At 42.5% G+C, this 20770-nt stretch carries 22 protein-coding genes and 1 riboswitch; of the genes, 7 read left to right on the top strand and 15 right to left on the bottom strand.

What is annotated here, in order from left to right:
* Positions 1 to 54 precede the first annotated feature (54 nt).
* From G343_RS0111455 to G343_RS0111445, 3 genes are read right to left on the bottom strand one after another with little or no spacing between them, the layout of a single operon-like run.
* Positions 55 to 1272 (bottom strand): toxic anion resistance protein, encoded by a 1218-nt coding sequence (locus G343_RS0111455; protein ID WP_020008288.1) that lies wholly within the window; start codon positions 1270 to 1272, stop codon positions 55 to 57.
* Positions 1244 to 1990 (bottom strand): 5-bromo-4-chloroindolyl phosphate hydrolysis family protein, encoded by a 747-nt coding sequence (locus G343_RS0111450; protein WP_020008287.1) that lies wholly within the window; start codon positions 1988 to 1990, stop codon positions 1244 to 1246. Before G343_RS0111450 ends, G343_RS0111455 begins: the two co-directional genes overlap by 29 nt.
* Before the next feature lie 24 nt (positions 1991 to 2014).
* A complete protein-coding gene (locus tag G343_RS0111445) occupies positions 2015 to 2284 on the bottom strand; it encodes an acylphosphatase (protein WP_020008286.1) in 270 nt (89 codons plus the stop codon).
* Positions 2285 to 2386: 102 nt separating this feature from the next.
* On the opposite strand from G343_RS0111445, the gene G343_RS0111440 reads away from it, so the two are divergent.
* Positions 2387 to 2677 carry a DUF1033 family protein gene (locus G343_RS0111440; RefSeq protein ID WP_020008285.1) on the top strand — a complete coding sequence of 97 codons (291 nt, stop codon included), beginning with the start codon at positions 2387 to 2389 and terminating at the stop codon, positions 2675 to 2677.
* A 177-nt stretch (positions 2678 to 2854) separates the two neighbouring features.
* Positions 2855 to 3055, top strand: a complete 201-nt coding sequence (locus tag G343_RS0111435) for a cold-shock protein (RefSeq protein WP_020008284.1) — start codon at positions 2855 to 2857, stop codon at positions 3053 to 3055.
* A gap of 79 nt (positions 3056 to 3134) precedes the next feature.
* Here G343_RS0111435 and lysA read toward each other — a convergent pair whose 3' ends face one another.
* From lysA to G343_RS0111395, 8 genes are all read right to left on the bottom strand, one after another.
* Positions 3135 to 4397, bottom strand: coding sequence for a diaminopimelate decarboxylase (gene lysA, locus G343_RS0111430; RefSeq protein ID WP_020008283.1), 1263 nt, complete (start codon positions 4395 to 4397; stop codon positions 3135 to 3137).
* Positions 4375 to 5463 (bottom strand): alanine racemase, encoded by a 1089-nt coding sequence (locus G343_RS0111425; protein WP_020008282.1) that lies wholly within the window; start codon positions 5461 to 5463, stop codon positions 4375 to 4377. Before G343_RS0111425 ends, lysA begins: the two co-directional genes overlap by 23 nt.
* Before the next feature lie 12 nt (positions 5464 to 5475).
* Positions 5476 to 6612: a M20 metallopeptidase family protein gene (locus tag G343_RS0111420; protein WP_020008281.1), complete on the bottom strand. Its 1137-nt coding sequence runs from the start codon at positions 6610 to 6612 to the stop codon at positions 5476 to 5478.
* Positions 6605 to 7321, bottom strand: coding sequence for a 2,3,4,5-tetrahydropyridine-2,6-dicarboxylate N-acetyltransferase (gene dapD, locus G343_RS0111415; protein ID WP_020008280.1), 717 nt, complete (start codon positions 7319 to 7321; stop codon positions 6605 to 6607). The genes G343_RS0111420 and dapD overlap by 8 nt, the downstream gene beginning before the upstream one ends.
* Before the next feature lie 4 nt (positions 7322 to 7325).
* Positions 7326 to 8057: a 4-hydroxy-tetrahydrodipicolinate reductase gene (gene dapB, locus G343_RS0111410; protein ID WP_020008279.1), complete on the bottom strand. Its 732-nt coding sequence runs from the start codon at positions 8055 to 8057 to the stop codon at positions 7326 to 7328.
* Entirely contained in the window at positions 8054 to 8947 is an 894-nt protein-coding gene (gene dapA, locus G343_RS0111405; RefSeq protein ID WP_020008278.1) for a 4-hydroxy-tetrahydrodipicolinate synthase, read from the bottom strand. Before dapA ends, dapB begins: the two co-directional genes overlap by 4 nt.
* A gap of 6 nt (positions 8948 to 8953) precedes the next feature.
* Positions 8954 to 9934, bottom strand: coding sequence for an aspartate-semialdehyde dehydrogenase (locus G343_RS0111400; protein WP_020008277.1), 981 nt, complete (start codon positions 9932 to 9934; stop codon positions 8954 to 8956).
* 93 nt (positions 9935 to 10027) lie between these two features.
* Positions 10028 to 10206, bottom strand: a riboswitch (Lysine riboswitch).
* 86 nt (positions 10207 to 10292) lie between these two features.
* On the bottom strand, positions 10293 to 11897 hold the full coding sequence (locus tag G343_RS0111395; RefSeq protein WP_020008276.1) for an ABC-F family ATP-binding cassette domain-containing protein: 1605 nt from the start codon (positions 11895 to 11897) through the stop codon (positions 10293 to 10295).
* An 84-nt stretch (positions 11898 to 11981) separates the two neighbouring features.
* Between G343_RS0111395 and G343_RS0111390 the strand changes: the two genes are divergently transcribed.
* Both G343_RS0111390 and G343_RS0111385 read left to right on the top strand, forming a co-directional pair.
* A complete protein-coding gene (locus tag G343_RS0111390) occupies positions 11982 to 12707 on the top strand; it encodes an NAD-dependent protein deacylase (protein ID WP_020008275.1) in 726 nt (241 codons plus the stop codon).
* An 11-nt stretch (positions 12708 to 12718) separates the two neighbouring features.
* A complete protein-coding gene (locus G343_RS0111385; RefSeq protein WP_020008274.1) occupies positions 12719 to 13591 on the top strand; it encodes a CvfB family protein in 873 nt (290 codons plus the stop codon).
* Positions 13592 to 13622: 31 nt separating this feature from the next.
* On the opposite strand, the gene pepF is transcribed toward G343_RS0111385, so the two are convergent.
* On the bottom strand, positions 13623 to 15428 hold the full coding sequence (gene pepF, locus G343_RS0111380; protein WP_020008273.1) for an oligoendopeptidase F: 1806 nt from the start codon (positions 15426 to 15428) through the stop codon (positions 13623 to 13625).
* A gap of 198 nt (positions 15429 to 15626) precedes the next feature.
* Here pepF and G343_RS0111375 point away from each other — a divergent pair, with 198 nt between their 5' ends.
* From G343_RS0111375 to G343_RS0111365, 3 genes are all read left to right on the top strand, one after another.
* Entirely contained in the window at positions 15627 to 16949 is a 1323-nt protein-coding gene (locus G343_RS0111375; protein ID WP_020008272.1) for a DUF2254 domain-containing protein, read from the top strand.
* 99 nt (positions 16950 to 17048) lie between these two features.
* Entirely contained in the window at positions 17049 to 17357 is a 309-nt protein-coding gene (locus G343_RS0111370) for a hypothetical protein (RefSeq protein ID WP_020008271.1), read from the top strand.
* Between the two features lie 36 nt (positions 17358 to 17393).
* The gene (locus G343_RS0111365) at positions 17394 to 18104 is read left to right on the top strand and encodes an MBL fold metallo-hydrolase (RefSeq protein WP_020008270.1); all 711 of its coding nucleotides are present in this window, start codon (positions 17394 to 17396) and stop codon (positions 18102 to 18104) included.
* A 182-nt stretch (positions 18105 to 18286) separates the two neighbouring features.
* On the opposite strand, the gene G343_RS0111360 is transcribed toward G343_RS0111365, so the two are convergent.
* From G343_RS0111360 to G343_RS0111350, 3 genes are all read right to left on the bottom strand, one after another.
* Positions 18287 to 18847, bottom strand: coding sequence for a recombinase family protein (locus G343_RS0111360; protein ID WP_020008269.1), 561 nt, complete (start codon positions 18845 to 18847; stop codon positions 18287 to 18289).
* Positions 18848 to 19067: 220 nt separating this feature from the next.
* Entirely contained in the window at positions 19068 to 20183 is a 1116-nt protein-coding gene (locus G343_RS0111355; protein ID WP_020008268.1) for a copper resistance D family protein, read from the bottom strand.
* A gap of 14 nt (positions 20184 to 20197) precedes the next feature.
* A complete protein-coding gene (locus G343_RS0111350) occupies positions 20198 to 20743 on the bottom strand; it encodes a copper resistance CopC family protein (RefSeq protein ID WP_245541953.1) in 546 nt (181 codons plus the stop codon).
* Positions 20744 to 20770 lie beyond the last annotated feature (27 nt).

The following is a 20770-nucleotide window of genomic DNA, read 5'->3' as shown; positions in this document are numbered from 1 at the left end:
GATAAAAAAATCCACAGCTTTTTCCGGCTGTGGTTTTTTTAGTTCCTATAAAATTTAATAACGGTGCTCATCTTTTAGCTGTAACAGCCTTGATTTTAAATCATCCTCCATCTGGACCAATTCCTTCTCGGCAGATTTCCGCTTTTCTGAACCTTCCTGTTGGATTTTCAGCGTTTCTTCGATAGTCGAAACTAAGTTTTCCTGGGTGGTTTTAAGCGTTTCTATATCCACAATACCGCGTTCGTTTTCCTCTGCTGTCCGCACCGAGTTTGATTTCAGCATCTCGGAATTTTTAGTGAGCAGTTCGTTTGTCGTATTTGTTACCGCCTGCTGGGCCTGTGATGCGGATTCCTGGCGGAGCAGTGTCAGTGCAATGGCCATCTGGTTTTTCCATAATGGGATACTGGTTAGAATCGAACTTTGGATCTTCTCAGCGAGTGTCTGGTTGATATTTTGAATCATACGGATCTGAGGGGCTGATTGAAGTGTAATCTGTCTGGAAAGTTTCAAATCGTGTATTCTTTTTTCCAGCCGATTTTCATACTGCATCATATCATTGACATCCTGAACATGCATCTGATTGTTGGTCTGCTCAGCCTTTTCCTTTAGTTCAGGGAGGATTTCATTGTTGATTTCTTCTCTTTTCTTATCTGCCGCTGCAATGTAGATATTAATGGCATCAAAATAATCTTTATTTTGATCATACAATTTATCCAGCAGATGGACATCTTTCGTTAATACTTCTTTTGCATGTTCAAGCTGGATGCTTATCCTGTCAACCTGGGAAGCTACACTCTGATGTTTGGAAATCACTTCATTTACAGAACGTTTGACACGTCGGAACAATCTATTGAAAATATTCTTTTTTTCATTGGAGAGTTGATCCGGATCAATTTCCTTAAGTTTTTTCATCAGATTTTCCAAAGTATCTCCAATCGGTCCCACATCTTTAGATTGTACTTCATTCAACATTTGATGTGAGAACTTGGATAATGCCTGCTGTGCGCTTGATCCATATTGAATCAGAGCATCGTTATCAAGTGGTTCGATCTGCTCTTTAATTTCTTCTATTTTCCTTAAATCTTCATCGCTGAATTGCTCTTGATAAGTCGTCAGGGCATCCTCTGAAGTTTCTTTTGAAGTTTCTGTTAACTCCTGGGTGCTCTCCGGCTGCAGCGCCAGCTCCGAGTCCTCATCTGTGTCAGTATTCATATCTGTTTTAGCAAATGGATCACTTAACAGTTCATCTTTCAGCTTTTTCTCTTCCTTCATCATCTTCACCCCTGTTCGCTTTTACTGGTTCCGGTTCTTTTTCCTTTTTGTCGAGATTCACTTTCTGTTCATCCAATTTATTGCTCAGTTTCAATGGTCCGCGGGTTCTTTTCCGATTCATTTTAATCACATCTTTTTCTACTTCCAGTGATTGGTAGTTGCTTTTGTTCATTGCTGTCAGATTCGATTGTATCGTCCGTTTCAGCTCCAGCAGTGAAATTCTTGTTTCATGCAGTTTAACTTTCTCATCTTTGGTCTTCCCCGGCATTTTATAAAGAAACAGATACTGCTCAATTGTATTTACAGCAGAATCCAGATTGGAATGGAAGAATTGCTGAACGTTAAAAAATTGCTTTGGATTCTCTTCAACAGACTGATAGATAGTCCTTACGATTTTATTGATGTCGTATATCAATTTGGCGTCCTTTAAAGTCCGTACATTCTTATAATTTTTTCTCAATCTTTGAATCTTTTCTTTTGCCTCAGCAAGTTCCTTTTTTACATGACGATACTCGCTTTTTGTCATTCCCATCTTATCCAGCTGGGATTTCATGCTGTATGATTGGGATGGGAAATAAGCGGCAAAAAATCCACCTGCACCGATCATCATATCGAAGACAAGATGGATATCAAATGCAATCATTGATGCCAGCCCTGCTACGATTGCAGCCGGTATGGAGACCATTGATGCAAACCAGTGTGATAAATTGTGTTTCATGTGATATTACACCTTCAGTCAGAACTATTTGGTTTCAAATTGCTTATAACTCTCATCCAGCGGTAATTGTTTAATGGAGTAGTCTTCAACCTTCGAAGAAGGGGAGGCCCCCTGTATCACTCTATCGGTAAAAGTGTCCAGATCATCTTCGGTTCCGGTCGCCAGTATCTCCACGTAATCCTGTACATTTTTGGCATATCCTGTCACACCATATTCATCAGCTATTCTCTTAACAGAAAATCTGAAGCCCACTCCCTGTACACGTCCAATTACAATAATCATCCTGGATTCCATATTCAGCACCTCTTTACTTACATTATAAGTTCTTTGAGTTGATAATGCTAATTATACGCGTATATAATACATATATTATCAAATATGAATGGAGTTTTTAAAATGTTTCATATTGTCATAATTAAAGCTGACTATGAAGGCTGGTGGCTTTTCGATAGATGGCAGGATGATATCACAGAAAGATACACATTCAAAGATGAAGATGAAATGAAATTTAAATATGATGAACTGATAAATGACATGAAAAAAACATACCATAGTTTCAAAAAAGGCAAATATGAAATGGTTGCCTTTTTTAACGCATGTGACCTTGAATATTGCGATGATTGCGGAGAAGACATCCAAATCTATTACACACCGATCATGTTAAAGGACAATGAAGTCTATATGTGATTCTAAATCTACTTATCTGCAAAACCATCAAATATAGGTTTGCAAAATATGGACTGATGCAGTATAATCATAAGTGCAATAGGCATTATTAGAAAGGTTTAGACGTATTAAAAGTTAATACTTGTGTCTTCCTGGAATAATTTGCATATTGAATATCGTCTTTGGAGGATTTAATTAATGAAACAAGGTACAGTAAAATGGTTCAACGCAGAAAAAGGATTTGGCTTTATAGAAATTGAAGGCGAAAACGACGTATTCGTTCATTTCTCAGCGATCAATCAGGAAGGCTACAAATCTCTTGAAGAAGGTCAATCAGTTGAATTTGAAGTAGTTGAAGGCGACCGTGGCCCACAAGCTGCAAACGTCATTAAACTCTAATATAAATCATTTAAATGTTAATTGATTTGTATCATCAGAAATCCCGGCGCGTTTCGCGCCGGGATTTCTTGTTTTCATTCTAAAAAATATCATTCTCAATCAGCTGATCCAGCGTCTGTCTTTTAATCACAGTTCTTGCGCCATTGTCGTTGACAAATACAACTGCCGGTTTTCTCATCTGATTATAATTCGACGCCATGGAATAATGATAGGCACCTGTCGTTTTAACTGCCAGCAGATCACCGCGTTTTAAATCTCCCGGCAGTGTTAAATTTTTACCGATAATGTCCCCTGATTCACAGAGTTTTCCGACCACATGAGCATTGGCAGGAGTATTTTGGGTCCTTTTTACTGGAATGACTTCATATTCCGCATCATATAAAGGTGTCCTGATATGGTCACTCATGCCACCGTCTATGGAAACATAGCGGGATATATCAGGAATATCCTTGATCATTCCAACTTCATAGATTGTTGTACCAGCTTCTGCAGCAATGGAACGCCCGGGTTCAATCATCACGTGCGGCAGCGGTCTCTGATAAGTTTCTGACAGAGACTTTAACCTTTCAATAATATCATTAAAAGCAGCTTCAACAGGAAACCTGGTATCTCCCTCTACATATTTTACACCGTAGCCGCCACCCATATTCAGTATATCGATCTCGATGGATTCTTCATACAGCCACCCGTAAACGGCTTCCAGCGCATTGATGAAAGGGGATTCTGTGGAAAGCTGTGATCCCAGATGATAGTGCACGCCTTTAAAGATCAGATGATCACTCTGAATTATATTCTGAATAGCTGCTTTGGCCGAACCATTATGTATGGAAAGTCCAAACTTGCTGTCTTCCTGACCGGTCTGTATATATTCATGCGTATCCACGTTCACACCCGGGTTTATCCGAAGCAGCACATTCACACTCTCCGAAGCATTCTCGTCGATCAGCGTCACTTCATCAAGCGCATCGACAACGATCAGTCCTATGCCGGCGTCAAGCGCATATTTTATTTCCTCTTCTGTTTTATTGTTTCCATGGAAATGAATATCTTCTGGATTGAACCCAGCTTTAAGAGCGGTATATAATTCCCCCTGGCTGACAACATCCAGTTTCATATTTTCCTCTTTTAAGAGCTGTATCAGCTGTACTGATGTAAAAGCTTTTGAAGCATATGAAACTGAATAATCAAGTGAGGAATCCGCCAGAACCTGATGATATTTTCTGCATTGATGTCTGATTTCATTTTCATCGTAAACGAAGAGGGGCGTACCATAATTGTTTGTGATTTCAGTAAGGCTGAAACCGTTGACGGTGAGTTCATCATCCAAATACTTCAGCGTCATTTAAGATCACCCTTTTTAAAGATTGATAGTTGAGTGCACCGAGCTGCTCTGAGTTTGCTCCGACACCCTTATTTGTAAATTCATCTATTCTCATTCGATTGCTGTAAATGATAACTTCGTCATCAAGTGTTACCGAATCATCAACTTCAACAATCATATGACTCATCATCAAGGATTTTATCGGATAGCGTTTCCCAGCAATAATACAGTCAAACGCAGCGCGCTTTCTCAGTATCCCATCTCCATAGCCGATATCAGCCACCGCAATTCTGGAATCCTTTTCTGGAGCGTAGGAACCGCCATATCCCACTTTCCGTTTTGCTTTTATACACCTTATTTGTACTATTTCCGCTTTCAGTTCAAGACTCTGGACATAGTCTGCAGCTTCCAGCTCAAAGTAGGGGCGTGAGCCGTACAGACTGATACCCAGCCTCAGATGTGTATGTCCTTCAAACAGTCCGTCACGTGCGAAGCTGGCACTGTTCTGCGCATGCACAATATCAAAATCATATCCCTGTGATGACAGATTATCAAGCAATGAAAACCAGAGACCGCGTTCAATCTCATATTCCTCCATCTCAAGTTCATCCGCATAGCCGAAATGCGTCCAGATCCCTGAAATTCTCATCCGCTCGTCCGGGGGCTTATCTGCCTGGTGTCTGAGGATTTCAATCATTTCATCACTATCCTCAAAACCAGAACGGTTGAACAACCCCGCATATTCCAAGTGAACGTTTATCCCTGCAAGCGTATTCTGATATTCATAATAGTATTCGAGAGAGGGGAGGGTGATATGCAGATTAAGTGCCCGGATACTGTCAAAATCATACAAAGGATTCATCATGAATATCATTGCATCGTTATGAATATTCCTGATGCGCCTGGCTTCATCGAAAGAAGTAGTTGCAAATGAATGGATGCCCGCTTCTAAGAATGACCGGACCGCAAACTCGAGGCCGTAATTATATGCATTGTTCTTAACAACTGCAATTACATTTTTACCCCCGGCTGCATGTCTTGCTGATTTTATGAATTGCTCTCTGTCAATTGTAAGTATACCACCCATTCTACACACTCCTTATAGGCTGTTTAATAACGATTCATAATAATCCGCCACACTGATCAATATTTCTTCATCGAAATTGAACGTTGAAGTATGGAGACTGCTGGTGTACCCCTTGGCTGTATTGCGGGAACCGAAAAATATAAAGTATGAGGGCGCAAGTCTGCTGTAAAAACTAAAGTCTTCTCCAAACAGATATGGGTTGTCTTTTTCAATCATTTCAAATTGAAGCTGCTTTAAAGCGCGGTCAACTGCCGGTCGCAGTCCGTCATCATTTTCTACAGGCGGGTAACCCTCGTTGAATGTCACCTCAACTCCGGCGCCGAATAGTTTTTCTGAACTTTCAGCAATCAGTTCAAGGCGGGTTTTAACGATTTTCAGATCTTCCTCATCATAAGTTCTGACCGTACCTTCCAGATAGCCGCTACCTGCTACTGTATTAATAGCTTCACCTGCTTTCAGGTGACCGATATGAATGATGTTCCTGTTTAACCCGTCGAGATGGAAATGCTGAAGCTGGGACAATTGACCGGAAATGTGCATCAGCACCTCTATTGCAGAAATACCCTGATGTTTTGAAGCAACATGACTGGATTCCCCGCTGATATAAAAACGGTATTCTGTGGCACTCGCCGTAATGGGACCGTCTCGTAAAAGAATTTTACCCTGTGCTTCCTCAGGCATCAGATGTACGCCGAATATTGCTTCAATCCTGTACTCAGGTGTCCATGCATGAATCAGCTGGTTTGCCCCGGCAGCTGTCTCTTCGGAAGGCTGGAAGATAAAATAGACATTGTGCACAAGCGCTCCTTTTTCTCTTAACGCTAAACAGCGCCTGACGAACAGCATCAGGGCAGTTGTATGCCCGTCATGGCCGCAGGCGTGCATTTTGCCATTGACTCTGCTCCTGAAGTCAATATTACTTTCTTCATGAATAGGCAGCGCATCAATATCCGCTCTGAATGCAAATGTCCGTTCTGAATTTCCTTCCAGATATGCGACGACCCCTGTAGCCAGGGGACGTACATAAGATATTCCGAGCGCATCCAAAAAGTTGAGAACATGCTCTGTAGTTTTAATTTCTTCCATACTTGTTTCAGGATATTGATGCAGCAATCTGCGGTTTTCAATAGCGAATTCCAGCTCAGTCATTGAGTTTCCTCAATGCTGAAACGATTTCGCGTTTAGAACCTTCAACTTCTGCCGCCTGTTTAATAACTTTAGCCGGTGTACCGGCCACAACCGTACCTTCAGGAACATCATCTGTAACAATGGCACCGGCAGCAATAATAGCCCCTGTGCCGACTCTGACGCCTTCCAGTATGACTGCGTTGGCGCCGATAAGCACATCATCTTCAATAACTACCGGAGATGCACTTGGCGGTTCTATAACACCGGCCAGGATAGATCCTGCACCCACATGTACATTTTTCCCCGTCACGGCGCGGCCGCCGAGAGCAGCGTTCATATCGATCATTGTGCCTTCGCCGACAACCGCACCGATGTTGATCGTAGCACCCATCATCACAACGGCGCCATCTTCAATCACAGCATTTTCACGGATGAATGCACCTGGTTCAATTCGTGCATTTGTATTGGAAAGATCTTTCAATGGAACCGCTGAATTTCTCCTGTCCATTTCGACTTCAACATCTTCGATAATATTCTCATTCTGGCTTTCGAAAGCTTTCCAGTCTGCATAATCTGCAAATATTGTTTTTGACTGTTCGCTGCCGAACACCTTCAGGTTTTCAGGGAAAGTAACATCACCAAAATTTCCGTTGACATAAACCTTCACTGGAGTCACCTTATGAGCATCGCTGATATATTGAATGATTTCTTCTGCTGTGAAATTTTCCATTGTTTTATCTCTCCTCAAATAAATTGTTATAATCATAAAAGTTAGGGGCTTTGTTCACCAGTTCAGACGCGGCCTTAAGTGCACCATTTGCAAAAATTTCTTTGGATTGCGCCTGATGACTGATTTCAATCACTTCATCATCTTTAGCAAAGATTACATCGTGTGTGCCCACGATGGAACCCCCGCGTATTGCACTGACACCGATTTCTTCAGGTTTCCGCTTCTCATGAATGTCAGATCTGTCATACACCGGATAGCTTCCGTCCCTGTGTGCCAAAGCGGTATCCAGTAATTTTACAAGCGTACCGCTCGGTGCATCAACCTTTTTGTTATGATGCCTTTCCATCATCTCCAGATCGAATTCATCCAGCATTGACAGTGCCTTTTTAAGTACTTCGTTCAGCACATGGACACCGTAACTCATATTGGCACTGAAGAATACAGGTGTATTTTGACTTTTGTCATTCAATTTACTGATTACCGTTTCTTTATCACCGGTTGTGGCAATGACGAGCGGCGTCTTCACTTCATCTTCAAGCAGCGGCAGAATCAGTTCAGGATGTGAAAAATCAATAGCAACATCCGCTTGAGCTTCATCAATTCTGTTGAATGCCGGGTAGGGGATATCATGATTTTCTCCTCTGGCAATTACACCTGCAATATCATGACCTGCATCTTCTGCAAGTTTTGCAGTAATTACGTTCATTGTACCATATCCTATGAGGAGTATCTTCATACAAGAGAGCCCTCCCTGAACTGTTTCATAGTGCTGATTACGTTTTTGTAATCACCAGACTCCAGCTGCACAAGCGGCAGCCTCAGTTCATAATTGCCAAATCCCAGTGCGCTGGTCATTGCTTTGACAGGGATCGGATTGACATCCACCTGCACAGCTTTTATCATCGGCATGATTCTGTCGAATCTTTTCTCAGCGGAAGAGTCTCCCTCTTGAACCCTGTCATAGACATCCTGCAGTTCACCGGGAATAACATTTCCGACAACTGAAATGAGGCCTTTACCGCCCAGTTTGGTGAAATCATGCATGTTGTCATCATTGCCGCTGTAAAGGACGAAATCTTCATCTTCAATGAGTGACAGAACTTCCTTTGTATATTCCAGGTCACCGACAGCATCTTTCATAGCGGCAATTTTGGGATGCCTGCTCAAATCCCTGACTGTAGAAGTTTCTATCGTCATTCCCGTCCTGCCGGGAACATTATAGAGGACCACCGGTAATTTCGTACTCTCCGCAATTGTAGTGAAATGACGGATCAGCCCTCTCTGGTTACTTTTATTGTAGTAGGGGGTGATCAGCATGAGAGCATCTGCACCGACGCTCTCAGCATATTTTGACAGCTCTATAGATACGCTTGTAGAATTGGTGCCAGTCCCTGCAATAACTGGGACTCTCCCTGCTGCAGTTTCTACACCGACACGCAGCAATTCGCGAATCTCTTCATTTCCAAGTGTGGGGGATTCACCTGTCGTACCGTTGATGACCAGACTTTGTGCATTATTATCAATCAGATATTCAATATGGTTCCTGAATGCTTTGTAATCAATAACATCATTTCTGAATGGCGTGGTCATTGCTACGCCAACACCTTCAAAGATTTGAGTGTTCATATGAAACTACTCCCTTTTCATCATTTGTTTGAGAATTTGAACTGTATTCTGCGCTGCGCCTTTTAACAGATTATCTGACGTGCACCATACGTGGAACGTATTTTCAAGTGAGTTATCCTTCCTTATCCGTCCCACGAATACTTCCGGTCTGCCTGTTGAATCGGCCGGCATCGGGTATTCTTCGGCTGCCGGGTTATCAACAAGCGCAATGTGATCGAGTCCTCTGAATGCATCTCTCACTTCTTCTTCGTTGGCTTCTTTATCCAAAGTGACATTGATTTGAACGCCGTGGCTGTTTGATACCGGGACCCGGACACAAGTCGCAGAAACAGGCAGTTTCGGGAGGCCGAGTATCTTTTTAGTTTCATCAATCATCTTTTGCTCTTCTTTTGTATAGCCGTTTTCCAGAAACACATCTACATGCGGCAGCACATTGTCATGGATGGCATGCGGATAAGTCGTTGGCGCCTTGCCTTTAGCACCTTCTTCCAGGTCCCGCAGTCCGCCTGAACCAGAGCCTGAAACCGCCTGATAAGTTGTATAATTCACCCGTTTTAATCCAAATGCCTGAGCCAGCGGCTCAAGTGTAACAACAGACTGTATAGTAGAGCAGTTCGGATTCGCAATTATATTTCTATTCAGTTCCGGTTCATTGATCTCCGGAACAATCAGGTCGACGTCTTCATGCATCCGCCATTGACTCGAATTATCAATGACAACTGCACCGTTTTCTTCAAAAAGCGGAGCAAATTCTTTACTTGTTCCACCGCCTGCACTCATTACTACATAATCAAAACCCCGGCCGGCAGTTTCTTCAGTGAGTTCTTCAACCGTATATTCCTTGCCGAACAACTCCAATTTCTTCCCGGCAGATCGTGCTGAGGAGAGCAGGGAGATTTCATCTGCACTGATCTCATATTGTTCAAACATTTCAAGCATTTTACTTCCAACGACACCAGTTGCTCCAACAATTGCCACTTTAACCATATAACTTCCTCCTAAGATGTTCCTGTAATAACGTGCATACCGGTTTATAAAAAAACAAGTCCGGCGGAATGCCGGACTTGTTATCATTTTATCTACAAGTGATGCACTCCATTATTTCCCAAAAATAATGACAAATCTGTAGCTCTTAACCTTCAGATCCAACGCTGTCCTGCTGCAACAGAACACCATCTCGGCATCTCACCCTTTCACCCGCTCCAGTTCGCAGACTGTTAAGAGCAGTTACTCATGATTGATGCGCCTCATCCATGCTATTTAATTAGTTATAATCGTCATTATACATAAACAATATTGCTCTGTAAACTCATTTGTCTAAAAATTATAAAATACTCTAACTATTTTATGAGCGTATCAGACCTTTATCCTTCAGATATTCTTCGTAGGTCGATTCTTTTACGATGGCGCCTGTATCTTTCAGTTCAATCACTTTATTGGCGATCGTATTTATGAATTCGAAATCGTAGGAAGTAAAGATGATTGATCCTTTAAATGCCTTCAATCCGTTGTTGACTGCAGTAATACTTTCAAGGTCAAGGTGGTTTGTCGGCTCATCAAGCATGATTACATTCGCTTTTGACAGCATCATTTTAGAGAGCATCGCACGGACTTTCTCACCGCCGGACAGGACATTTGCTTTTTTCTTTGCTTCTTCACCGCTGAAGAGCATCCTGCCTAAAAATCCGCGCAGGAATGTTTCAGTCTGCTCTTCAGGCGGAGCATATTGGCGCAGCCAATCAACCAGGTCCGTCTTTACACCATCAAAATAACTGGAATTGTCTTTCGGCATATAGCTCCGGGAGGTTGTTACCCCCCATCTGACTTCCCCTTCATCAGGTGTGATTTCACCAGCCAGAATGCGGAGAAGGGTAGTGCGGGCAATTTCACTTGAGCCGATGAGCACTGCTTTATCATCCGGATCGAGTGTAAAGCTTACATTATCCAGTACTTTCTCGCCATCAAAGCTGTGTGTCAACCCGTTAACATAAAGTAAATCATTACCGATTTCACGTTCTGGACTGAATCTGACAAACGGATACCTCCTGGACGATGGCTGGATATCATCAAGTTCAATTTTATCAAGCATCTTCTTGCGGCTCGTTGCCTGCTTGGACTTGGAAGCATTGGCACTGAAACGTTCAACGAACTCTTTGAGCTGCTTGATCTTTTCTTCTTTTTTCTTGTTCTGTTCCTGAGCCATCTGCTGAGCAAGCTGACTGGACTGATACCAGAAATCATAGTTGCCTACATAAAGCTGTATTTTACCGTAGTCGAGGTCTGCAATGTGGGTACATATATTATTTAAAAAGTTCCTGTCATGTGACACGACGACTACTGTATTCTCAAAGCCAATCAGGAAATCTTCAAGCCACTGTATCGCTTCAATGTCAAGACCATTTGTCGGCTCATCCAGAAGCAAAACATCCGGATTGCCAAAAAGACTCTGTGCAAGCAGCACTTTCACTTTCTGATTGGTCTCAAGATCTGCCATCTTATTATCAATCAATTGAGAACCGATACCCAGGCCATGGAGCAGCTCTTCTGCATCAGGTTCTGCTGTCCATCCGCCCATTTCTCCAAACTCGCCTTCGAGTTCAGCAGCGCGGATGCCGTCTTCATCCGAGAAATCAGGCTTCATATAGATTTCATTTTTCTCTTTCATTACTTCCCAAAGCTTTTCATGCCCCATGAGTACGACATCGAGCACTTTCTCATCTTCATAAGCGAAGTGATCCTGTTTCAAAACGGCGAGCCGTTCATCTTTCCCCATGCTGACATTTCCTGTTTGAGCATCCAATTCTCCGGATAAAATCTTAAGGAAGGTTGATTTACCTGCTCCGTTCGCACCAATCAGACCGTAACAATTCCCCGGAGTGAATTTGATATTAACATCTTCAAATAGTTTGCGGTCACCAAATCTCAGACTCACATCAGTAACCTGTAGCATAGGCATTCTCCTTTAGTATATTCTTACGCGATGATATCACATTTATGATACGATTGTAATAGTAATCGAGGAGGCTTGTTACTTATGGACAGCGAATTGAGACAATTTAAGGAAATAATGGATGCATCCAGCCGCATTGTCTTCTTTACAGGGGCCGGTGTGTCTGTAAAAAGTGGCATTCCGGACTTCAGGAGTATGGGCGGTCTGTTCGATGAAATTTCACAGGAGGGATACCCGGCCGAATATCTGCTCAGTAAAGATCACCTGCATGATGATCCTGATAGTTTCATATCATTTTACCGGAAACGCCTGTTGATTGCTGATAAAATCCCCAACATTGTGCATGAGTACATCGCACGGATGGAGAAGGCTGGAAAATCCCCCGGTGTGATCACCCAGAATATCGATGGTCTTCATAAAGATGCCGGCAGCCATAATATCGATGAACTTCACGGTTCGCTCAGCCGTTTCTATTGTACATCATGCAACAGGCAGTTCACAAAAGAGACGATATTGAGCGAAGATCTGACACACTGCAGCTGCGGTGGTGTGCTCAGACCGGATATTGTGCTGTATGGTGAAATGCTGGATGAAAAGACGGTGATCTCTGCCATAGACAAAATTTCCAGAGCAGACGCGCTGGTAGTCCTCGGCTCATCACTCGTTGTCAATCCGGCAGCTTCCATGGTAGATTATTTCAACGGAGAAGATTTCATCATCATAAACAACGACGAAACTCCGTTTGATCAAAAAGCAACACTTGTATTCAATAGAGATATGACGAAAATTATAGAAACTATTCAACAGTAAGGAGACACAAAATGGAGCAAATTTCAGGCACGGTCCAGTTTTTGGAAATCATAAAAAAAGAGGGATCCACATATCATCTGAAGTATGGGGCCGATATGTATATCCGCATGAACGCCTCAACGACAGAAAGAGAGTATGATATCGGGGAAGAAATCAGTGCTTTCATCTATCCGAACCACAGCGGCGAGTTATTTGCAGCGCCCGCTATTCCTCCAGTCGGTATCGATAAATACGGATTTGCGGATGTATCCGAAGTGAACAGGGACGGCGCATACGTAGATATTGGATTGCCAAGGGACATACTCGTACCGTGGGTCGATCTGCCAAAAATCAAGGACGTGTGGCCGAAACAGGGGGATAAAATTTACCTGAAGCTAAGAGCCGAAAGCGATAATCAGCTGTATGGCAAACTGATTTCAGAACAGGAAGCTGCCGAACGGTTCACCCCCTTAAAACAGGCAGATTTCACAGATCTCAAAAATAAGTGGCTTGAAGGCCGACCATACCGACTTTTAAGAGTGGGTACATTCATGCTTAGCGCGGACGGCTACAAAGTATTCATCCATGAATCAGAGCGTGAGTCGGAACCTCGGCTCGGTGAATTGAAAAATTTCAGAGTCATCGGAATCAATGAACAGGGCGAAGTCAACGGCTCATTCCTGAAACCGGCTTATAAAAAAATGGATGATGATAGTGAAAAAATCATGGATTACATCACTAGAAACGATGGATTTCTGCCTCTGAATGACAAAAGTTCACCGGAAGACATCAAAGAAGCGTTGAATATGTCAAAAGGTTCTTTCAAACGGGCACTTGGCCGCCTGATGAAAGCGGGCAGCGTGAAGCAGACAAAAGATGGAACGAATATCAAAGAACAGTCATAAGATCACCCCCGACTTTAAGTCGGGGGTGATCTTATCCTTCTATCTCATCCGTCAATTTCTCAAGTTCATCAATCAGCTCACCGATATAATCAATAGTCTCTCGGAGCGGCTGGTCTGTAGATATATCTACACCTGCCATCTGTGCAAGCTCTACAGGTGTTTTTGTTCCCCCGGATCTAAGTACATTCAACCAGTCATCGACTGCCGGCTGTCCTTCATCGCGTACGCGTTTGCTCATTGACGTAGCGATTGTCAGTCCTGCTGAATAAGTGTACGGATAAAGACCCATGTAGTAATGGGGCTGTCTCATCCATGTGAGTTCCGCGCCTTCTGTGATTTCTACATCGTCACCCCAGAATTGTTCAATGACTTTGCGTTTGAGTCCATTGAGATCGTTAGCGGAAACTGTTTCATAATTATCCACTTTTTTATACACTTCACGCTGGTATGCAGCTTCCAGCAAATGAGTCACACAGTTGTGGTAGTACGTCCTCGAAATAATCGAACTGATCACCCAGCGTTTGAATTTTGGATCTTCAGAATTCTCTAGCAGGTAATTGGCCATCAGCATTTCGTTCATTGTACTTGGTGCCTCGATGAAATACATTGAACTTCTGGCGTCGAATATATGCTGCTCACGGTTGGCATTGTAAAAATGTCCGGCGTGGCCCAGCTCATGGGCCAGTACAAACACTTCTGTCATCAGAGATGTCCACGAGATCAGTATATAAGGATGCGTGCCATAAGGACTGGAGCAGAAGGCGCCGGTGGACTTCCCTTTATTCTTCACGAAATCAATCCATCTTTCATCATAGGCACGGTTGACCATCTGAAGATAATCATCCCCTAAGATACCCAGAGCATCATTGATGTACTGCCTGGATTCTTCAACGCTGATTTCAGGTTCGGATGCGGGGTCCAGCGAAATTTTCAGGTCTTCATATTTCATCTTATCAATACCATGAACCTGTTTGAGAAGTCTGGCATAGCGCCTCATATGCGGTGCCAGGTCATTCATGATCATATCGATCTGACGGTGATACAATTCACGGTCCACATCCTGCGGATGTAACAGATAATCAATCACAGAATCAAAGCCTCTCAGGTCAGCAGCCGTCTTTTCCTGTTTTAGATGGATATCGTAAGTTCCGGCAGCCGTATGCTGATATTCTGCAAGCTTATCGTGAAAAGCACGGAATGCATTGCGTCTGATCTCCGTGTTTTCATGCCCTTCCAGATTACCTTCATAGGAAAGATAGGAAAGCGGGATATCAATACCTTCTGCTTCAAACGTACCGAAGTCCATATCCATCAGTTTTGTTTTCTGATACAGCTTATAAGGACCGTCAAACACATTCGAATATGACGCTAATACTTTTTCAACTTTTGCATCCAACCTGTAAGGCTTCTCTTTCAGCAGCTTATCCACAAATCCTGCCAGGTCAGGGCTTATGGATTTGATTTCTTCAAGATGAGCCTCATCTTTCTCAAGCAGTTCACTGCTCAGAAAACTTGTTTCACTGCCGAAGTATGCAGATAGGTTGGAAGCCGTGCTGGCTATCTCCTGAGCATTGGCGTCACCCTGATCAGCAGCAAGACTCAGACTTGCGTAAGCACCAAGCGGCACCAGTCTTTCAGCCAGAGACATATATTCCTTGATCGCAGTGGCATCGATGGAAGGGTCAGCCAATTTTCCTGCGTATTTGTTCACAAAAGATTCCACCAATGGCCTGAATTCTTCGCCTGCTTTGTAGAATGCCTCATCGGACGCGAATAAATCGGTTAAATCCCACGTGTACTGCGTCTCGACCTGACGCCTTGTATCCAGTTCTTCCATATTAGCATGACACTCCTTTAAATTTCGAAAATCGAAGTAATGATTCAAAATCAATTATACATTAAAAATTCAAAAAATTAAAACCATCAAACATTTATTTAAAAAATATGTTTGATTTCCGCAAGGGCAGGGCATTTATGGTAAAGATGAATGTTCACTTTAATTAAAGTATCTTATTGCTTAGAAAAGAGGATTAAAATGAAGAAAATGGCTTTCCGAACTTCCCTTCGGGACAGCTTCTGGTTTCTCCCGATCGTTTACGGGCTATGTTCAATCATGACAGCAGGCGCTGTGACACTGCTGGATATCTGGTTAGTTCCAATGGTATCTGACAGCATACCGGGCTTCTTATTAATTGGTCAAAGTACGGCCCAGCAGCTGTATGCTGCATTGATTACAGCAATGCTGACGATGACTACAATCAGTTTTTCAACAATCATGGTGATGCTGACCACGTATTCTTCCCAGTTTTCACCAAGGGCATTACAGGATTTTATGAAAAGCAGGATCACACAACATGTTTTGGGCGTATTTACTTTCGGCTTCATTTTCGTCCTCATCAATTTATGGTTATTAACTGAAACAAATCAAAAGGACCTGGTAACACCAATCATCACTGTTATCGTCACAATTATTTCACTTTGTTTCTTTATCCTGTTCATCCATTTTTCAGCAAGGTGGGCGCAAGTAAACTTTCTGATTGGTATCATACGTAACAAAACATCCAAGCTGATCCAGGAAAACTTCGCAGAAAGAATGTACGGGGAACACCAGCATTGGGATCATTCCCAAATTCAACAGTTCAAAGAAAAAAACAGCCAGACAATTTATGCACGTCGTTCAGGATATGTTCAGCAGGTCAACTACGACTTCCTGATCAACTGGGCTGCGGAGAATAACATGGTGCTGGAAGCCACATTCCAAGTCGGCGATTACGTACCTAAAGGCATGCCGGCTTTCTACTTTTGGTCTTCAGCCGTCAGCGATGAGGAAGTAGTCGAACATGACACATTTTTGGTAATAGGGGATGAACGGACCGATCTTCAGGATATTGGATTTTCGATAGAAAAGTTGGTTGAGATTGCTGTAAAGGCGCTGTCCACCAGCATGAATGACCCCAACACGGCCATTAATTGTATCCATCGGATCGGTGCTGTACTTTCAGAATTAGCCGGTAATTATCGGCATGTAACATATTTTTCCGATAACAATGGAGACCTGCGTCTGATCATGGATCAAAAAGACTTCCGTGACTACCTGTATAAAAGTTTCTACCAGATTAAGCATTACGGAAAACACGACATTTCAGTTGTATATAATATTGTAGATTCACTATATAAAGTTGCGCTTGTCAGCAATGAAGAGATTCAAGAAGAGACATGGGATTTCACCAAGTACATTCTGGAATCTGTGGATACAAAAAATTTAGTATCTTTGGATTATCAGCATCTAAAAGATATAACAGAAAAATTCGCTCATTTCTGCGGAAAAGAACTGAATGAGGAAAATTCAATCATCTGAAGAATGCTCGTTTTTGGATTATTTGCGGTTTCTTGTTTTAAAGCAAGTAAAATAGAGGTATATGAACATTAAAGATACAGAAATACGGAGGTGAATATTATGATACAGGGTGCCGGCTTTTATATAATCAGTGTGCTGTCAATCATCATCCTCAGTGCTCTAGTCCCTTTATCGATTAAAAAGTATGCGGTCATGCCACTATTAACCATCGTCATCATGGGGCTTTCAGCTTTCATCATTCCGAACTTTGCCGATGGAACAAATTGGCAGCCGCTTATGGGCTATGCATGCTTTCTTTTCATCCTATCCATTGCCGTAAGTATAATGATGTTTGTTTATGCCCGTAACAGAAGGAAGAAAAAAGAAGTGCTGCATGCTGAAAATGAACATAAATCTTCAGAAAAATAACATTTCAGTGCATTTTAATACAGAGGGGGAGAAATGATGCAGGTTGCCAAGTACAAAAACATTTACCAGATTACCATGCTGCCTAAAATTTTTCCGATCAATTGTTTTGTCATTGAACAGGAGGATTCGCTGATTGTCATTGATATGGGTGTTAAAAATTTCACAAAAAAGGTCGCTGATATTGCAGAAGCAACCAAAAAGACGGTCACACATCTTTTACTGACACATGCTCATGGGGATCATACCGCTGGCGTCAACGACTTCAGAACCATATTCCCGGACGCGCAAATCGGCATCTCTGAACGTGACCAATTGCTGCTGGATGGGGATTTCAGCTTAAAACCGGATGAAGTCCGGACTAAAATTAACGGCGGATTTCCGAAAATAACAGTCCATACGGATTTTACATTGCATCACGGACAGACAATTGGATCCCTGACAGTTGCTGCCACGCCGGGACATACACCAGGTTCCGTGTCGTTCGTCGATAATATAAGTAATGCAGTCATAGCCGGAGATGCATTCCAGACACAGGGCGGCCTGGCAGTTTCAAGGACATTGAAAATCAAATTTCCATTTCCAAAAATAGCCACATGGGATTATCAGACATCGATTAACAGCGCAAAAAGAATTCTGGCATATAAACCGAAAATATTATGTGTCGGTCATGGGGATATGTTAATCGATCCATTGGAAGCGATGGCAGATGCAATTGAGCTTGCGGAAAGGAACATGAGAAACAGATAAGAGGGAAATGGTTATTATTATAACTTACATTGACAAGTGTTAAAAAGCCTTCTTTTACTCTAAAGATATAACTTCCTATAATATATATTATGTAAACTTTATAATGAATTTCTTAAATTTGGTAATTTATCCCATTAAAAAGCTTATTCCGGAATCTTTTCCGGAATAAGCTTTTTTGTGTATTACGATTCTTTAGATTCATTGACGACTTTATATACAGTTGCTCTGGATACGCCTGTCATTTCTGCAATTTTGTTGCCCGTATATTGCTTCGTTTCATACAATGACCTGATCATTGCTTTCTTATCTTCGCTGACTCCCGGTCTGCCGCCGTTTCTCCCGCGTGCTCTTGCGGATTCCAAACCTTTCTTTGTGCGCTCACTCATCAGATTCGCTTCAAGTTCCGCAAATGCTGACATCATTGTAAAGAACATCTTTCCCATCGGATCTTTAGTTGTTACATTCATATTGATGATTTCAAGATCGATGCTGCGTTTTTCAAGTTCAGCCGACAGTTCTATCAGCTGTTTTGTCGTTCTTCCAAGCCTGTCAAGCTTTGCAATGACCAATGTGTCGCCTTCCCGCATGTATTCCATGCAGTTCTCCAGTTCATCGCGCTCTGACTTGCGCCCGCTGATTTTCTCTGAAAATATTTTTATACATCCGGCCTCTTTCAGCATGTCCAGCTGGCTCGTCAGATTCTGGTGCTTCGTACTGACTCTCGCATAACCGATTTTACTCATATTTCCACCACTTCCATATAATGTATTTAAAAGGTTATAGATACATTATATATCAACATTAAATAAAAGACAACAAAATATACAACATTTTTTAAATTTTATTTTATATATTTAACTTTTTGTTAATGTGTGTAAAACCCTCGTTAAAAAGACATTAAAAAACTGCAGTTTTTTAATGATTTGAGATATATTTTTTAAATCGCAGACAAAAGATGCAAAGTTACACCACACCAAGCATCAGACCAAGATATCCTGCAAGCACAAAACATATTGCCATTATGAAAGATGCAGCAGGATGCATTCTGCTGCGGGCAGCATAAAGCATGCACCCAAAAAACAGTGCTGCCAGGATAAACAGCAATATACTGATAAAGCCGAATGACAATGAGACCATCATTTCAGGCGGCACAGCCTGGCCGTAAATCGATTGGAAAAGTGAGGATGTGCCTTCTTCACTGACAATGGTTTCGATTTGGTTCGGCAGAGCCTGTTCGCCCATGAAGCCAGTAATCGCCAGAACGAGAAGAATTAAAAAGGATTCTGTCTTTATCCACGGCTGTATTTGCAGCTTCGGTTCTCGGGCTAACCGTTTTCTGAACAGAATACCATTAATGGTACCAAAGCCCAACAACGTTATCAGCAGCAGATGTTTGAAGAGAAGCGACTGACCATAATCCGTCAGCCATGCATCAGTAAAACGCTGGACTATATTAATCTGCTCTCCGTCGGGATTTGCAGTAACTACATCCATTGTAAAAACACCAGAAACAGCCAGCACAAGCATCGATATTAATGCGAGCGGCGTAAACCAGGAAAGAATCCGCGGCCAATCCGCCTGCACTTTGGTAAACCAGCCCAAAATAATAAGCATACCGCCCCACACCATTACAGCAAGCAAATGAACACTATGAACTGTCACGCCCCAAAAGCTTGCCTGTTCGAAAGCATGGCTGGAAAGTCCTTGGGCAATCGCCATCAAAATGACGATGACCATACCCGCACCAGATACAATGCGATCTTCCCCCAAATCGTTAAATGCAATAAGAACAACAAATACAATGCCAATAAAATAAGTAAAAAGCCATGCGTTTCCGATATTGAATTCAAGCAATACCATTGTGGCAGCAGTCCATACATCCATACCGCCTGATAGATTCATAATGATCTCGAGCGAGGGCGCAGATGCAAAAAGGATTACTCCGCCAACTGCAGTAATCACGAGCCATTTAGGCACATGAAATTTGGGCATGTGCCCGGCAAGCAAAGAATTCCCGAGCATCACACCCATTAATAAGGCCAAAGTTATATATAACAGCAACTGGGAAACAATAACCATATATTTCTCCTGTTTTACGCGCGTTTACGGGCAAAGAAAACTATTGCAGCTATCGCAACAACCGCCAGCCCGACAACCAGAGCGATCACTCCGCCGGACATACCGCCGCTGTTACCGTCATCAGCCCCTGCAGCTCCAACTTCCTCTTCATTTGTCTCTGAATCTTCGTTTTCTGCTGCACTGCTGTCATCGCCTGCTTCAGACCCCTCAGAGTTTTCTTCTGCATTGTCATCAGCGGCTGCTGCCTCTACAGAAAATTCAAATTGGCCATCCACAAGATGACCGTCAGCGCCATAAACTTCCCAATATGCCGTATAATCCCCTGAGCTTAAAGTTTCTGATAAAGAAGCTTCAACCGTATCGTTTTCTATACTGATTTCCTCGGCATCGATTCTCTCCCCTTCTTCATTTTCCACATAGATATCTTCCTCCTGCTGAATATCTGTATCAAATGTCATGGAAACACTGGAAATTTCACCTTCTGCCACAGAACCTTCTTCAGGGTCTGAAGATGTCATTGTGGAATGCGCCTGAACAGTACTTGCAAATACAATAAACATAACGAATGCTGCCAGAATCGTTGTAAA

The sequence above is a fragment of the Salinicoccus albus DSM 19776 genome, from assembly GCF_000385175.1.
Classification (GTDB): Bacteria; Bacillota; Bacilli; order Staphylococcales; family Salinicoccaceae; genus Salinicoccus; species Salinicoccus albus.
This window is presented reverse-complemented; position numbering and strand designations above follow the sequence as displayed.

What these genes read in the sequence shown, in the direction of transcription:
- G343_RS0111455 (WP_020008288.1), bottom strand. Translation starts at nt 1,272, where the DNA reads ATGAAGGAAGAGAAAAAGCTGAAAGATGAACTGTTAAGTGATCCATTT.
- G343_RS0111450 (WP_020008287.1), bottom strand. Translation starts at nt 1,990, where the DNA reads ATGAAACACAATTTATCACACTGGTTTGCATCAATGGTCTCCATACCG.
- G343_RS0111445 (WP_020008286.1), bottom strand. Translation starts at nt 2,284, where the DNA reads ATGGAATCCAGGATGATTATTGTAATTGGACGTGTACAGGGAGTGGGC.
- G343_RS0111440 (WP_020008285.1), top strand. Translation starts at nt 2,387, where the DNA reads ATGTTTCATATTGTCATAATTAAAGCTGACTATGAAGGCTGGTGGCTT.
- G343_RS0111435 (WP_020008284.1), top strand. Translation starts at nt 2,855, where the DNA reads ATGAAACAAGGTACAGTAAAATGGTTCAACGCAGAAAAAGGATTTGGC.
- lysA (WP_020008283.1), bottom strand. Translation starts at nt 4,397, where the DNA reads ATGACGCTGAAGTATTTGGATGATGAACTCACCGTCAACGGTTTCAGC.
- G343_RS0111425 (WP_020008282.1), bottom strand. Translation starts at nt 5,463, where the DNA reads ATGGGTGGTATACTTACAATTGACAGAGAGCAATTCATAAAATCAGCA.
- G343_RS0111420 (WP_020008281.1), bottom strand. Translation starts at nt 6,612, where the DNA reads ATGACTGAGCTGGAATTCGCTATTGAAAACCGCAGATTGCTGCATCAA.
- dapD (WP_020008280.1), bottom strand. Translation starts at nt 7,321, where the DNA reads ATGGAAAATTTCACAGCAGAAGAAATCATTCAATATATCAGCGATGCT.
- dapB (WP_020008279.1), bottom strand. Translation starts at nt 8,057, where the DNA reads ATGAAGATACTCCTCATAGGATATGGTACAATGAACGTAATTACTGCA.
- dapA (WP_020008278.1), bottom strand. Translation starts at nt 8,947, where the DNA reads ATGAACACTCAAATCTTTGAAGGTGTTGGCGTAGCAATGACCACGCCA.
- G343_RS0111400 (WP_020008277.1), bottom strand. Translation starts at nt 9,934, where the DNA reads ATGGTTAAAGTGGCAATTGTTGGAGCAACTGGTGTCGTTGGAAGTAAA.
- G343_RS0111395 (WP_020008276.1), bottom strand. Translation starts at nt 11,897, where the DNA reads ATGCTACAGGTTACTGATGTGAGTCTGAGATTTGGTGACCGCAAACTA.
- G343_RS0111390 (WP_020008275.1), top strand. Translation starts at nt 11,982, where the DNA reads ATGGACAGCGAATTGAGACAATTTAAGGAAATAATGGATGCATCCAGC.
- G343_RS0111385 (WP_020008274.1), top strand. Translation starts at nt 12,719, where the DNA reads ATGGAGCAAATTTCAGGCACGGTCCAGTTTTTGGAAATCATAAAAAAA.
- pepF (WP_020008273.1), bottom strand. Translation starts at nt 15,428, where the DNA reads ATGGAAGAACTGGATACAAGGCGTCAGGTCGAGACGCAGTACACGTGG.
- G343_RS0111375 (WP_020008272.1), top strand. Translation starts at nt 15,627, where the DNA reads ATGAAGAAAATGGCTTTCCGAACTTCCCTTCGGGACAGCTTCTGGTTT.
- G343_RS0111370 (WP_020008271.1), top strand. Translation starts at nt 17,049, where the DNA reads ATGATACAGGGTGCCGGCTTTTATATAATCAGTGTGCTGTCAATCATC.
- G343_RS0111365 (WP_020008270.1), top strand. Translation starts at nt 17,394, where the DNA reads ATGCAGGTTGCCAAGTACAAAAACATTTACCAGATTACCATGCTGCCT.
- G343_RS0111360 (WP_020008269.1), bottom strand. Translation starts at nt 18,847, where the DNA reads ATGAGTAAAATCGGTTATGCGAGAGTCAGTACGAAGCACCAGAATCTG.
- G343_RS0111355 (WP_020008268.1), bottom strand. Translation starts at nt 20,183, where the DNA reads ATGGTTATTGTTTCCCAGTTGCTGTTATATATAACTTTGGCCTTATTA.
- G343_RS0111350 (WP_245541953.1), bottom strand. Translation starts at nt 20,743, where the DNA reads ATGTTTATTGTATTTGCAAGTACTGTTCAGGCGCATTCCACAATGACA.